At 45.9% G+C, this 13,499-nt stretch carries 12 protein-coding genes; 5 read left to right on the top strand and 7 right to left on the bottom strand.

The window, feature by feature from the left end; translation table 11 throughout:
• The first annotated feature begins 11 nt into the window (after positions 1–11).
• Positions 12–788 (top strand): PTS sugar transporter subunit IIA, encoded by a 777-nt coding sequence (locus ABMY42_RS01570; RefSeq protein WP_017819357.1) that lies wholly within the window; start codon positions 12–14, stop codon positions 786–788.
• A 12-nt stretch (positions 789–800) separates the two neighbouring features.
• Here ABMY42_RS01570 and ABMY42_RS01565 read toward each other — a convergent pair whose 3' ends face one another.
• Complete coding sequence (locus tag ABMY42_RS01565; protein WP_005451367.1) at positions 801–1,643, bottom strand: AraC family transcriptional regulator; 843 nt, start codon at positions 1,641–1,643, stop codon at positions 801–803.
• Between the two features lie 382 nt (positions 1,644–2,025).
• On the opposite strand from ABMY42_RS01565, the gene ABMY42_RS01560 reads away from it, so the two are divergent.
• From ABMY42_RS01560 to ABMY42_RS01545, 4 genes are all read left to right on the top strand, one after another.
• Positions 2,026–3,933 (top strand): fructose-specific PTS transporter subunit EIIC, encoded by a 1,908-nt coding sequence (locus ABMY42_RS01560; protein WP_349265888.1) that lies wholly within the window; start codon positions 2,026–2,028, stop codon positions 3,931–3,933.
• A 77-nt stretch (positions 3,934–4,010) separates the two neighbouring features.
• Positions 4,011–5,243, top strand: a complete 1,233-nt coding sequence (manA, locus tag ABMY42_RS01555; protein ID WP_349265887.1) for a mannose-6-phosphate isomerase, class I — start codon at positions 4,011–4,013, stop codon at positions 5,241–5,243.
• A gap of 201 nt (positions 5,244–5,444) precedes the next feature.
• The gene (locus tag ABMY42_RS01550) at positions 5,445–6,380 is read left to right on the top strand and encodes an ADP-ribosylglycohydrolase family protein (protein ID WP_349265886.1); all 936 of its coding nucleotides are present in this window, start codon (positions 5,445–5,447) and stop codon (positions 6,378–6,380) included.
• Between the two features lie 144 nt (positions 6,381–6,524).
• On the top strand, positions 6,525–7,430 hold the full coding sequence (locus tag ABMY42_RS01545) for a LysR family transcriptional regulator (RefSeq protein WP_349265885.1): 906 nt from the start codon (positions 6,525–6,527) through the stop codon (positions 7,428–7,430).
• A 65-nt stretch (positions 7,431–7,495) separates the two neighbouring features.
• On the opposite strand, the gene ABMY42_RS01540 is transcribed toward ABMY42_RS01545, so the two are convergent.
• The 6 genes from ABMY42_RS01540 to norV form a co-directional block, all read right to left on the bottom strand.
• Positions 7,496–8,491 (bottom strand): efflux RND transporter periplasmic adaptor subunit, encoded by a 996-nt coding sequence (locus tag ABMY42_RS01540; protein ID WP_272760360.1) that lies wholly within the window; start codon positions 8,489–8,491, stop codon positions 7,496–7,498.
• Positions 8,491–8,814: a DUF3302 domain-containing protein gene (locus ABMY42_RS01535; protein ID WP_029790108.1), complete on the bottom strand. Its 324-nt coding sequence runs from the start codon at positions 8,812–8,814 to the stop codon at positions 8,491–8,493. Before ABMY42_RS01535 ends, ABMY42_RS01540 begins: the two co-directional genes overlap by 1 nt.
• 426 nt (positions 8,815–9,240) lie before the next feature.
• Positions 9,241–10,098 (bottom strand): DUF2608 domain-containing protein, encoded by an 858-nt coding sequence (locus ABMY42_RS01530; protein ID WP_009697166.1) that lies wholly within the window; start codon positions 10,096–10,098, stop codon positions 9,241–9,243.
• 330 nt (positions 10,099–10,428) lie between these two features.
• Positions 10,429–10,767: a DUF1971 domain-containing protein gene (locus ABMY42_RS01525; RefSeq protein ID WP_009697167.1), complete on the bottom strand. Its 339-nt coding sequence runs from the start codon at positions 10,765–10,767 to the stop codon at positions 10,429–10,431.
• Positions 10,768–10,809: 42 nt separating this feature from the next.
• Positions 10,810–11,958: an NADH:flavorubredoxin reductase NorW gene (gene norW, locus ABMY42_RS01520; protein ID WP_272760359.1), complete on the bottom strand. Its 1,149-nt coding sequence runs from the start codon at positions 11,956–11,958 to the stop codon at positions 10,810–10,812.
• A 10-nt stretch (positions 11,959–11,968) separates the two neighbouring features.
• A complete protein-coding gene (gene norV / locus ABMY42_RS01515) occupies positions 11,969–13,471 on the bottom strand; it encodes an anaerobic nitric oxide reductase flavorubredoxin (protein ID WP_017188657.1) in 1,503 nt (500 codons plus the stop codon).
• Between the last annotated feature and the right edge of the window lie 28 nt (positions 13,472–13,499).

Genomic DNA, 13,499 nt, shown 5'->3' with positions numbered 1-13,499 from the left:
ACGCTGTGCTGATGAACGAATACCAAATCACCTTTTTTGTCGACGATATTAATGCCAGTGCTCATGTCGCACAGCCCCTCAATCGCGTCGCCAAAAAGTTCAAAAGCACATTACACATCATCAACATAACCCAAAATCGCGTCGCTGAACTCACTAAGTCAATCGCGGTTTTACAAGTTGGCTTGCAGCAAGGCGACTTGTGTCAAATCACGGCTATTGGTATTGACGCCGAGCTTGCCTGTTTCGTTATCAAAGATATGATTGCTGAGAACTTCACCGTTGTGGGTTCTCACATCAACTACGAATTCTCAAGCCAACTTGCTGAGCGTCTTCCGCAAATTTGCCCGCCTTGTGAAATTAAATGGCATTACGCCAAAGCGCACACTGAGCTCACCAAGTTTGAGTGCTTGAAAGGGCTAGCGCAGCTTATTCATCCTATTCACCCAGACGAACTCATTCTCGCCTTTATCAAACGTGAAGAGCGGTCCTCAACCGCAGTAACACCAGGCATTGCTCTACCCCATGTCATGTTCGAAGGTGTGGACCACATTTCTGTCGCAGTTATCGCTAACGAGATTCCGATGGATTGGGCATCCAAAATGGGTGAGGTGCATCTTGCTATAGCATTAGTAATGCCAGCGAAACCCACACGCGAGCACATCATTGCAGCAACCAACTTAACTCGTAATCTACTGACCGACCAAATGGCTGAACGTTTACTGCTAACAAAAAGCAGCGTCGACTTGCAGGCGCTTCTGATGTACGCCATGTCGAGGCTGCTTGCTTAATCTTTACTTGCTTTAAATTGAACCGCGATACTCCGTCGGCGTTCTGCCCGTTCGGTTCTTAAAGACTCGGCAGAAGTAGTTCACATCTTTGAATCCACAGCGCACCGATACCTCATTCAACTTAAAGTTGTATTTCTTGAGCATAAACTTTGCGCGATCTACTCGAACCCACGTAATGTAATCGGCTAACGTCATGTGACCTTGCTGACGGAACAAACGCGACAAATGGTTAGAAGAGATGCTGAACCTCGACGCAATACTGTCACGCGTGATTGGGCGGTGAAAGTTCTCTTGGATGTAGATACAAATGCCCTGATACAGATCTTGCACTCGGCTGTGCGCCTGCGTCTCTATAGGCGCATCTAACATCGACTTAGCGTATTGCAACAAGGCTTGCAGCAACAACTCGTCCATAGGTTTCTTGTTACACTCACGAGCCAATGAGCTCAGTGCTTCCAAGATATTATCAATCGCAAATCCAGAACGAGTTTGAATACTGTGTTTTTGAATATCGTAAAAGCTCGCCTCCCCTTTACGTTTGGACACGAGACTCAAACCCAATTGACGGCGACCAAAGAGAATACTTAATACCGAGCAATCTGTATCCCAGTCAGGTTTATTCCAACAGTTAGGCGGAATAAATATCGCATCACCGGTTTTCGCTACGATATGCGTCACTTTGCGATCATGACTTTCCATTTCATTAATATATTCACCAGATAAGACCAATTCTAATCGAGGGAAGTTAACCTGATAGCTAAATTCAGGCGGTGTATGAAAATCACCAGCAAACCATATATTGTGGAATGGTTCTCGCTCGTTTAATACTGATGAAATCAAATCATGAAAAATCATTTTACGTACTCTTAAACACGCATCCATGATGCTATACCTATAGATATACACCCTACTGGATTTTTGTGCTATTGAGCAAAATCACACTTCCATTTCAAGGTTACAAAAATCTAGTTAACGCATCAATTATCCAGTCTATCAAATCATCAATAAAGTCCTTAAACCCTTATATATGGGAGCAATAACACATTTCACTTATGGTTCATCGACTTCCACATAATGTCACAGATATGCAGTAAGTTTATCCAGTAGACGATCTACATCACACTCTAGTCGGGCGGTTACAATCGTCCAGTAAATGCATTTTTTCTTCACTACTGTCTCCGCTTGGTTAATTTCAAAATACCCCTGAAATAAAAATTATATTTATAGGGGTTCGACAATGATCACCAAACTAATAAATGAAGACTTGATTAAGCTTGATCTTCAAGCGACTTCAAAAGAAGACGTATTTAAAGAACTGGTTGCAGTTCTACACGCCCAAGGTCGTATTTCAGGCCAAGAGCAATTTCTTGCAGATATAAAAGCACGTGAAGAATTAGGTAACACCGGATTTGAGGATGGCGTTGCTATCCCACACGCGAAAAGTGCAGCGGTTCTTGAACCAGCGGTTGTGATCGGCGTAAGCAAATCAGGTATCGAATACGGCGCAGAAGACGGTTTGCCTTCAAAACTGTTCTTCATGATCGCTTCTCCAGACGGTGGCGATAACCACCATATCGAAGTTCTCGCAGAGCTGTCTTCAAAACTGATTGAAGATGGTTTCATTGATGCGTTCTTAGGTGCAGCAAACAGCCAAGACGCACTGGCACTTTTACTTGCTAAAGAAGAGCCGCAACCAGTGGCAGAGGCACCAGCCAACCAAGGTTTCATCATTGGTGTTACTGGTTGTCCTGCGGGCGTTGCTCATACCTACTTAGCAGCAGAAGCGCTAGAGAAAGGTGCAGCGGCGATGGGTTACGAAATCAAGGTTGAGACGAACGGTTCAATCGGTGTGAAAAACAGCCCAACCGCAGAAGAAATCGAGCGTGCAGATGCAATCATCGTGGCATGTGACAAGCAAGTCGACATGAACCGCTTTGCGGGCAAACGCGTGGTTAAAACCAACGTAAAAGCACCTATCCGCGATGCACAAGGTCTGATTAACGAAGCGTTAAGCGCTCCAGAATACCAAGCAGAAGCAAGCAGCAATGCACAAGCGTCAGTGGCAAACAAAGCCTCTCAGGCTCGCTCTGACCTGTACCGCTACTTGATGAACGGCGTATCACACATGATCCCATTCGTTGTAACGGGTGGTCTGTTGATTGCACTTGCTCTTGCAGTCGGTGGTCAGCCAAGTGAAGCGGGCATGGCTATTCCTGAAGGCAGCATGTGGAACCAAATCCTCAACGTAGGTGTGGTTGCCTTTACGCTGATGATCCCAATCCTAGCGGGTTACATTGCTTACGCGATCGCTGACCGTCCTGCTCTGGCTCCTGGCTTGATCGGTGGTTGGATTGCAAACAACGGTTCTTTCTACGGTGCAGACGCTGGTACAGGCTTTATCGGTGCCATCATCGCTGGTCTGCTTGTGGGTTACTTCGTGAAGTGGATTACGTCGATTAACTACCACAAATTCATTCAACCTTTAGTGCCAATCATGATTGCGCCAATTACAGGTTCGCTATTCATCGCTGGTCTTTTCATCTTCGTTATCGGCGCGCCAATCGCAAGCCTGATGGACGGTCTGACTGCGCTACTAACAAGCATGAGTACAGGTAACGTCGTTCTACTGGGCATCGTACTTGGTGGTATGGCTGGCTTCGATATGGGTGGTCCATTCAACAAGGTCGCGTTCCTATTCTCTGTGGGCATGATTGCGAGCGGTCAAACTCAATTTATGGGTGCGATGGCGTGTGCAATCCCAGTTGCACCTCTAGGCATGGCACTGGCAACGGCACTTGGTCGTAAGTTCGACCTGTTCGAAGAGTCAGAAACTGAAGCGGGTAAAGCAGCAGGTGCAATGGGTCTGGTTGGTATCTCTGAAGGTGCGATTCCATTCGCAGCACAAGATCCAATGTCAGTGATTCCTGCGAACGTACTTGGCTCAATGGTAGCGGCAGTAATGGCGTTCTCATTCGGCATTACCAACAGTGTTGCTCACGGCGGTCCAGTTGTCGCTCTACTTGGCGCGATGAACCACCCAGTACTTGCTCTGATTTGTATGGCAGCTGGCGCAGTGGTTACCGCAGTAACGTGTGTAACTCTGAAGAAAGTTCGCAAAGCAAAAATGATGCAAGCAGCCGCTTAATCACCCCTACCCCCAAATGGCTCCTATGGCTTGGGCAATGTCGCCCAAGCCATGATTTTCTCTCATGGTGACACTCTATGTCTGATTTAACGATGTCCGATACACAAACGATTCAAACTCAAGCTAAGCATCCGATGTTTTTCCTGATGAACAACGTGATTCAAAACTACGCTTGGGGCAGTACTACTTCTGTTAACCAACTGTTTGGCATTGAAAACCCAACGGGCGAACCACAAGCAGAAGTATGGATGGGCGCGCATCCAAACGGTTGCTCATTGGTGATGGTAAACGGTGAAGAGACCAAACTGTCTTCACTGATTGCTCAAGACATGAATGCCTTTCTGAGTGAAGAAGTCGCAAACCGTTTTGGTGAACTTCCATACCTGTTTAAAGTGCTTGCTGCTGAGAAAGCACTGTCGATTCAGGTTCACCCAAACAAACAGCAAGCAGAATTAGGCTTTGCACTGGAAGAAAAACAAGGCATTCCCCTAACCGCTGCAAACCGTAACTACAAAGATCCAAACCACAAACCTGAGTTGGTTTACGCGCTAACCGAATACCAAGCGATGAATGGCTTCCGCCCAACAAGTGAAATCATCAGCTTCTTCTCTGAACTGGCGATTCCTGAGCTGCAAGGCTTGGTGGATGACCTTATCGCAAACCAAACGCCAACAGGCTTGGCGACCTTCTTCTCGGGTCTATTGTCACTAGAGGGCGAACAGAAAGAGATGGCGTTGACGGTGCTATTGGCTCAAGCTCGCATCACCGACTTACCTCTGCTCAACCTTATTCTTGAGCTAGAGAAGCAATACCCTGGCGATATTGGTTTGTTTGCACCACTGATGCTTAATGTGATTACCCTACAACCGGGTGATGCCATGTTCTTGGATGCAGAAACACCACACGCTTATTTGAAAGGTACGGGTCTTGAGATCATGGCGAACTCAGACAACGTACTGCGCGCAGGTCTGACACCAAAATACATGGACGTGAAAGAGCTCGTTGCGTGCACACGCTTCAACGAGAAGCCATTCGACAGCCTATTGCTCGCACCAAACGAAGTCGACGACATGTTGGAATACCCTATTCCTGTGGACGATTTCAAATTCGCTATCGTTAAGCAAGCTCACCAGCGTACTCTAGAAGTTCAAACCGCTGAGATCCTTATGCCTCTGGATACCAAACTTGTGCTAACTCACACAAACGGCGAAACATGCATAATTGAAAAAGGACAATCTGTTTTCATTCCGGCTTACGCAAAACAGGTTACTTTGGATTGTGAAGGTCGTGTCGCACGCGCTTACAGTTAATCGTTATTATTAATAGTACGCCACTACAACCAACGCCTCGCCACTCGCGGGGCGTTTTGCTTTAAACCCTAGTCTTTTTAACCCTAGTAAAGCAATGGTTAATTAAGCACTATAGTCTTGATCCAAAACAGAAAAATTTCCCTACAAAACCAAGAAACTGTGTAAGACTTATTGAGTAGCCCTGTTGATAAAGGTGGCAAGATGACTCATAGAAACGCTCACTCTCTTCATGCCATTATCGGCGCACTCGTCGGTGATGCAGCATCTCTCGGATTTCATTGGCTTTACGATCAAGAACTCATCAGGCAGTTTGGTTCTCCGCATCCGGAATTTCATCAACCGAATCGAACTGAATACCATGACAAAGGTTATTTTGCCCACGGTAGCAAGCAAGTCGGTGACCTCACCCACTATGGTGCGCAGCTTGTTGCCATGTTAGATGCTCTGGTTCAAACCGGACACTACGACGAGGCGCGTTACATTCGCTCCTTTCGAGAGTGGTTTGATTTTGGAGGTAAATGGCAGGGTTATACAGACAAACCAACTAAGCAAACACTGCTCAACATTCATGAGTTGGAAGCCAAAGAGCTGCGTGTGACCCTATGTGGGGCTGACGACACACAAAACCCTGCATTATCTAAGCTTCCGCCGTTGGTGGCTTTTCATTCCGATGATGACAAACTCGCTAAACTGGTCGACTCCGCAGTGAGGGTTACCAATAACAACGACACCGCAGTTATGTATGCCCAAGCTGTCGCAGTGATGATTCAGATGGCATTGCAAGGCGCTGCGCCCAAAGCGTGTGTAATGGCAGCTCAGACGGTTTCTCCAAAGATTGCCAGCGACATTCAACGTGCAGAGGCGATGAGCGGCAGAAGCGCCACCAGCGTTGCGGAGTCGGTTGGAATGCATTGCGGTTTAGACGCTTCGTTTGTGGTGATTTGTCATTTGTTGATGAACTCCGAAAGCTACGAAACCACCATGCGTGAGAACATTTACTGTGGCGGCGATTCAAGTGGGCGGGCTATTCCGCTCGGTGCCATTCTTGGGGCAAGTTACTACGACACACCAATGTCGATTCCAAATCATTGGATGGATAAAACATCGCTTCCTCGTCGTTTATTGCAGTGTTTATAACCCTTTTCAACCAGCGAAAAGAACAGAACCCAAACTCTGGTCTTTTCGTTGGTGATGATTTGAATCTCGCCTGACAGAAATAATCCTCGAAATCTTTACGCTATCCACCTACATTGAAGATAAAGCAAATCAAAGAGATAGCCTATGGACCTTAACTTGTTAAAAACGTTTGATGCGGTCATGAAGTCAAAAAGCGTCAACGATGCCGCTACCGCGTTAAACATCACTGCGCCCGCCGTGAGTCACGCACTCAACAAGTTAAGAGATCAATACCAAGATCCCCTCTTTGTTCGTCAAGGCAGAGGTATCGTCCCGACGAATTTCGCGATTGAGCTACACGCAGAAATCAAAGAGCCTTTAAGTCTATTGATTAACGGTTCGAAATCTCGTCAAGAATTCACGCCAGAAACCAGCCAACGCACGTTTCGAATCTCTAGCCATAAAGATATCGATTTAATGCTCGTACCAGCCTTGGCAAAATACAAATCTCAGCATGCGCCATTGGTGTCTATTGAAGCGGATGTGGAACACTTAAACGAACAAGACCGCCAAGACGATTTAAGACGCCGACGCGTGGACGTGATTCTTGCTACCGTGCCTTTGACGGATCATGGTTATCACAATGAATTGTTGTTTGAACAGGAACTTATGGTGACAGTAAGCCAAGATCACCCTCGTATTCAGGACGCACTCACGTACGACGACTTCATACGTGAATCTCATGTAACTTGGCGAACGCAGCGACTCAACACCAACGCTTTAGACTCTTTGATCATCGAAGATACGCTGCCCCCGAGGCAAGTGGCTTACTCCACCGGCTCGACCATGACAGCGCTACAGTTAGTGTCTCAAACCGACTGGATATGCGTTACCTCGCGTTGGTTCTCTGACAACTTGGCAAGCAAGCTCGGATTGAACGCTTTCCCTTTGCCCTTTGAAGCCAATAAGGTGCCTATTTACATGACTTGGCACCAATCACAAAAGAACGACAAAGGACACGAATGGCTGAGGAATGCAATTAAACAGGCGGTCGCTCAATCCATTGAGTAACAGACGAACAATAGCAGTACACCCATAGAAAAAGGGCAAAACCTGCAGCTTTGCCCTTGATGTCATTAGCCTTCGAATAGCCAGTTTTGCCAACTCTGCATTCTCAGAATCACTTTACGTACGATACTGAACATTTCCCATTTCGGTGAGTACACCGCAACATGTGCATCTGTGCCGGATGGCAATGGCATGTCTTTTACCAAGTCTGGATTATCCAGTTCCACTTTCACTAAGATTCGACCACCAGCAGGAATTTGTTCTGGGTACTTCATATTGCCTGATGGTGATACCGCGCCTTGAGCAAAAATGTCATTCACTTGTGTCACATGCGCCTTGTAAGCATGACCGGGAATGGTATTGAAGGTCACTTCCGCCGGATAACCGACTTTCACGTATCGTGCTGGCGCTTGTTTAAATGCAGCAAACAGTTGTTTGTCTTCTTTGTGGACGAAGGTCAGGTTTCCTTGAAACGGCACAATGCGACTCTTCATCCCCGGACGCAGCGCCACTTGCGTGACATAGCCATCCGTTGGTGCGGTGACAGTGGTTTTGCCTAGTTTAAACTCAGCAACAGCTAACTCTGATTGATATTTGCTCTTATTTGCCTTTTGTTCCAGCAATTGGTTCTCAATATCGTCCACTTTCTCTTGAGAAGAATACCCCTTACGCCCTAACTTTTGGTATCTCTCCAGCTCCGCCTGATAGAAATCAATCGCTGATTCGGTACGACTGATATCACCTTGAATACGGCTCACTTTATCTTTGAACGGTGTATCGTCAATTTGATAGAGAGGGTCACCCGCTTTCACTTGTTGGTTTCCTTGCACATACACTTGAGTAACTATACCTTCTACCTGAGAAGTGATTGGTGTCGTCACACTGTACAAACGCGCCATGCGAGAAACGGGTTGATACATTGCCATATAGAGAAAAATCCATCCCACGATGAACATGCCAATAACGGATGCCATGGTGAGTGTCCACTTGGTTTTAGGTACACGAAATACTCGAAATACGATAACGCACAGCGCTACGTAACTTAGGATGATAAGAGTTTCCATTATTCGCCCCCTCTCACTTGCTCAAGTTGATTGATACGAACCAGTAGTTGCTCATAATCTTGTTGAGATACCGAAGGCTTAGCACCTAACCAGTTTTGCTTCTCTCCGTCGTACATGGCTGCCCATATCCAAAGAAACGGCCAAATCACATGAAGAAAGAACAAGCTCACCCAACCGGCAATATGAATCGCATCGGCATGGGGATGGTTGCGCTTTTTTGCAATTTCGTAGGGGATATCATGTAAGGCTATCAATCCAAAAATCAGAATTAACAGCACCACAAATAAGATCGCCAGAGAGGCGTAGTCCAACATTAAATTCATTGTGGAAGCTCCTAGTTTAAGACGCTCTAGACGTTTAAGACGATCTAAACAATGCTAAAACGTAACTGAGTGATGACTTTCCTTAAGCTTGTCGCTCCGTCGCAATGAAGAAATTGTAGGATGAGGCTTACATCAGGACTATTGATTCCTATTTAAATGACAGTTTAGCAATATTTAATTGTCCATAAAATCATCAAGTTAGACCTCTATACCCATTCAAATCCTGAATGATTTCAGAATAAGCAGAACAGGATCGAATCTAGCTTTCTACAGGCAGAAAAAAAGCGATACCAACATTGATATCGCTTTGGATAAGGTTGCAAGACCAGTAAATAATCCGAAAAAATCGATTGGACCCCTCCATCTCTCTAAACGGGTATTAATAACCCGGCACAAGCAACAAACCTAAATCACTTTTTCACCTGGTTATTGACCCAAACAAGTGTCACCCATACGTGCAGGCGCAATCTGGTCCAGGACTTTGTTTAACGCTTTCCAATCACTCGCCATCTTATTTGCTTGTTCCTGTGTTAGTACTGCTCCATTTGCTGCAATACGGTCATGCTCTACTTTGGTATAGTGGAAGATTGTCATATCTACTGCTTTGTCATCTTTGTAGGCATTCTTCATATTGACGACGTTCTTCTCACTGTCATCAACAAACACAACGTCACTAAAGCTTTGATCTGTCTTATCTAAAATGTACTCAAGCATGGTGCCTTTGTTCATACCTGTGGTCATCATAATGCCATTGATGTAGCTCAGCGGGCGCTTGGGATTATCGATATAGATAGGCAGTGCATCTGAACCTTTCTCTTTAAGCGCAGTGCGTGTCATATCAAATTGATTACGCATCATTTCACGCTCTGTGGCGTAACGATAATTTGGAGAACGAGACGTTAGAGCCATCACCGTTAGACCGTCATCTTGCCAGCCGCGCAACATCGCAGGCACGCCATTTTCGATGGTTTTCATCGGTACTAGCTCGTACAGCATGCCGATGGAGTCTTGAAAAAGACAATCGACTTTATCGCCATCTTTCGGCTTCACATCCAATTTACCGCGTTGCCATTGGTACCAAATATCGCCCCCAATATCGGAAGTCGAAGTCAGCAAAGTATTGTCGATATCAACCACGATCAGTGGATTTTTCCCTGCTTCTTTCAGCTGATTTACTTTAGCCGCAACATCGTTAAAGTTGTTGGTATCTTTGACCTCCACATCTGCCATTGCGTTAGTTGCGAATGCCAGTGCGCAAAATAGAGCCACTTTTTTTAGCGTCATAGTATTTCCTTAAGTTGATTCTTTCCGAATAACTCGAGCTTTTCAATATTAATTACGTTATAACATAACAAAAATATCGTAACTTTTTGTTACATTCCAACTATATAATTGATATCCATCACATAAATGAGAGCACGGTTTCGTTTTAACGCTCTTCTCGTCGGAGTTCTGTGTACGCAAACCATTATTCAACATCATTTGTAATCGTCGTAAAGTAAGAGACAAAAAAGAGCAGAGACGAATCTCTGCTCTTTTGCCTACGCTTAATGCATAGTGTGATAGTAAACGCTTCTTCCCGACAAATTAGCGCTGTATTCACTTCTGTATGCGTTATTTCTTCGCGTGGAACATCGCTTGCCCACTCTTATCTTTGTTCGACCAAAAATTGATGTTGAACTGAGCATCATCGCTCATCTCAATTCGGTGCCAATATTGCGGAGGACTGGTAGCAAACTGGCCTGCATTAATCACCACCACCAATTCTGCTTCTGTGGCATTTTCATCAGCAAAGCCGTAGTAAGTCACTTGCCCTTCCATGACGCACAGCTGCCCAAACACACCCTCAGCGGTATTATGATGAGTCAGTAGCGCTGGTGGCACATTGTCTTTAGTGAAGAAAGGCGTTGAACGTTGAACAGTCCAGTCTTTAGGAATTCGTAAGTGCGACATAATGATACCCTCTCTAATTACAATTCTTTTCGTTTAAATCGGTTAAGCCTGACCGGCTTGAGACAACTCTCGAAGTAATGGAAATGCTTGGCTGACTTGTTCGCCCGTCACGACGAAGCCCTTGAGTCGGCTATTTTCATCTTCAGCCTTTGCGGCAATACCAGTTTGAGAAATCTGCACGCTCCAGTTCGTCACCGAACTAAAATCGCCCGCTAATTGAATTGGGTAGCTCGGCGTTTTCATCTTTACCATCATAGGTGGTAGTTTCAACTCTGCTTCTTGCCCCAGTAGCTGCTTGCCTAACACATTGGCACTTAGCACGATCGGTTGGAGATACGGCATCATTCGACCTTGGATCTCGGCGCAATCGCCTAATGCAAATACATTGGCTGCTGATGTCTGTAATCGAGCATCCACCTTAATGCCTTTATTGACGCACACCCCACAAGCCTTCGCTAACCAAGTGTTAGCACGTAAACCCGCCGCTGAAATCACTACATCGGCTTCGATTGCATTACCTTTGCTCACGCTTGCTACCAGCGAATCATCTGAGTGATTGATCGCGACAACCCCAGTCTCCAAAGCAAGTTGAATACCTTGCTGCTTAAGTTGGTTTTCGAGCGGTAATGCGACGAATTCAGGAATCAGGTTAGCGAGCAAACGGGGATTTGGCTCAACCACCGTAACCGCTTTACCACTGGTCGCGAGATCCATGGCAATCTCGACGCCGATCAACCCACCACCAATCACTAAAACACGTTTCGCACGGCTAATTTTCTCTTCTGCCAATTGGTATTCTTGGAGTGAATTTAACGTGATCACCTCAGATGCCGCATTGCCTGACATCGGTGGCACAAAGGCTCTCGCACCTGTCGCAAATACCAATTTGGAGTAAGGATAGACTTGACCATTGACTACCACTTGCTGAGCTTGCACATCGACATGCTCAATCATGGTATGGGCAAATAACTCAATGTTGTGTTCCTGTGCAAACGCTTCTCCACTCTTAACCACTAGGTCCTGGGCGGTTTGCTTATTGCTAAATACATGACTCAAATCAGGCTTGTTGTATTCCGCGCCATCATCAGCAGTAAACACTTGTAGCGGAATATGTGCGTCCATTCGACGCACTGTTTTCACCAATTGGTAAGCCGCAAAGCCGCTACCAATAATCACAATAGGTGCTTGCATATTCGCCCCCTTACCCGTTGTATTCGACAAAAACGTCTTTACCCAAGTGGCATTCTGGGCACAAGAAGTAATCTGGCACTTCGGTCCAAGCCGTACCTGGTTCAACACCTTGATTAGGCTCACCTTTAGCTGGGTCGTAAACCCAATTGCAAACCGTACAAACCATGCATTGACAATCTGCAGGATGCGCCTCGGTACTAGGGTTACTAGGAGCAGCATCTACCACAGCTTGTGTTGCTACTTGTGCAGCGGGTTGTGATTGAACTTGTGGTGCAGACGCAGCAATCGCCGGAGAAATAACAGGGCTCGTCAGGTCATGCTTCGCCCACAATTTCGCGATGTTCTGACCATGTTCACGGCACTCACGCATCGCTTTACCATCTGGTCGCCATTTGGTTTTCAAACTCACTGCGGTTTCAAAGCCTGCGTCGGTCAATCGAGCATGGATACGATCCACCGCGCCACCATTCCAACCGTAGCTACCGAACGCAGCGGCTTTCTTCGCTTTAAAGCGCAGACCGGTAATTTCTTCTAGCATGCCTGCGATCTTCGGCATCATGACGTTATTCATGGTAGACGAACCAACCAAAATGCCTTTTGAGCGGAATACATTGGCGAGAATTTCATTCTTATCATGCTTAGAGACATTAAAGACTTTAACCGCCACACCAGGATCGACATCGTGAATGCCCTGCGCAATGGCATCTGCCATCATTCGGGTGTTATTTGACATAGAATCGTAGAAAATCGTAATGCGATCTTCTTGATAATTGTCTGCCCACGCCAAGTATTGCTCGATGATTTGAACCGGATTATCGCGCCATACAATACCGTGTGACGTTGCGATCATGTCGACAGGCAAGTTGAAGCTCAGCACTTCTTTGATTTTAGCGGTTACCAAGCTGCTAAATGGCGTTAGGATGTTTGAGTAGTAACGCAAACACTGCTCCATCAATTCATTTTGGTCCACTTCATCATTGAACAGACGTTCATCGCAGTAGTGCTGACCAAATGCGTCGTTACTGAATAGCACCGCATCGCCCGTTAGGTATGTCATCATGCTGTCCGGCCAATGCAGCATTGGCGCTTCCACAAACACCAGTTGCTTGCCATTACCGATATCGATACTGTCGCCCGTTTTTACGGTTTTGAAGTTCCACTCGGGATGGTGGTGATGACCAACGATGGAGTCAATCGCCGCTTCTGTACAGTAAATTGGCGTGTTCGGAATCTTCTCCATCAATGCAGACAATGCGCCCGAGTGATCTTCTTCTGCATGGTTTACCACGATAAAGTCGATAGACTTAAGGTCGATTTCCATCTCTAAATTTTGGATGAATTGTTGACTGAATCGATGATCGACCGTATCAATCAGTACGGTTTTCTCTTCACGAATTAGATAACTGTTGTAGCTGGTACCTTTTGTCATTTTGTATTCTGTACCATGGAAGTCCTGAACTTCCCAATCGCGCTGACCTACCCAATGAATGTTGTTTTTTACGTGAATTGTCATAATTACTACCTTGAATGACGAAATAAAT

The sequence above is a fragment of the Vibrio sp. SSH13-20 genome, assembly GCF_040104475.1.
GTDB classification, from domain to species: Bacteria; Pseudomonadota; Gammaproteobacteria; order Enterobacterales; family Vibrionaceae; genus Vibrio; species Vibrio harveyi.
Note: the sequence above shows the minus strand (reverse complement) of the source record. Positions and strands in the feature narration are given on the sequence as shown.

Bases quoted from the DNA above. Each gene is read 5' to 3' on its own strand.
- ABMY42_RS01570 (WP_017819357.1), top strand. From the start codon at position 12: ATGAACGAATACCAAATCACCTTTTTTGTCGACGATATTAATGCCAGT.
- ABMY42_RS01565 (WP_005451367.1), bottom strand. From the start codon at position 1,643: ATGATTTTTCATGATTTGATTTCATCAGTATTAAACGAGCGAGAACCA.
- ABMY42_RS01560 (WP_349265888.1), top strand. From the start codon at position 2,026: ATGATCACCAAACTAATAAATGAAGACTTGATTAAGCTTGATCTTCAA.
- manA (WP_349265887.1), top strand. From the start codon at position 4,011: ATGTCTGATTTAACGATGTCCGATACACAAACGATTCAAACTCAAGCT.
- ABMY42_RS01550 (WP_349265886.1), top strand. From the start codon at position 5,445: ATGACTCATAGAAACGCTCACTCTCTTCATGCCATTATCGGCGCACTC.
- ABMY42_RS01545 (WP_349265885.1), top strand. From the start codon at position 6,525: ATGGACCTTAACTTGTTAAAAACGTTTGATGCGGTCATGAAGTCAAAA.
- ABMY42_RS01540 (WP_272760360.1), bottom strand. From the start codon at position 8,491: ATGGAAACTCTTATCATCCTAAGTTACGTAGCGCTGTGCGTTATCGTA.
- ABMY42_RS01535 (WP_029790108.1), bottom strand. From the start codon at position 8,814: ATGAATTTAATGTTGGACTACGCCTCTCTGGCGATCTTATTTGTGGTG.
- ABMY42_RS01530 (WP_009697166.1), bottom strand. From the start codon at position 10,098: ATGACGCTAAAAAAAGTGGCTCTATTTTGCGCACTGGCATTCGCAACT.
- ABMY42_RS01525 (WP_009697167.1), bottom strand. From the start codon at position 10,767: ATGTCGCACTTACGAATTCCTAAAGACTGGACTGTTCAACGTTCAACG.
- norW (WP_272760359.1), bottom strand. From the start codon at position 11,958: ATGCAAGCACCTATTGTGATTATTGGTAGCGGCTTTGCGGCTTACCAA.
- norV (WP_017188657.1), bottom strand. From the start codon at position 13,471: ATGACAATTCACGTAAAAAACAACATTCATTGGGTAGGTCAGCGCGAT.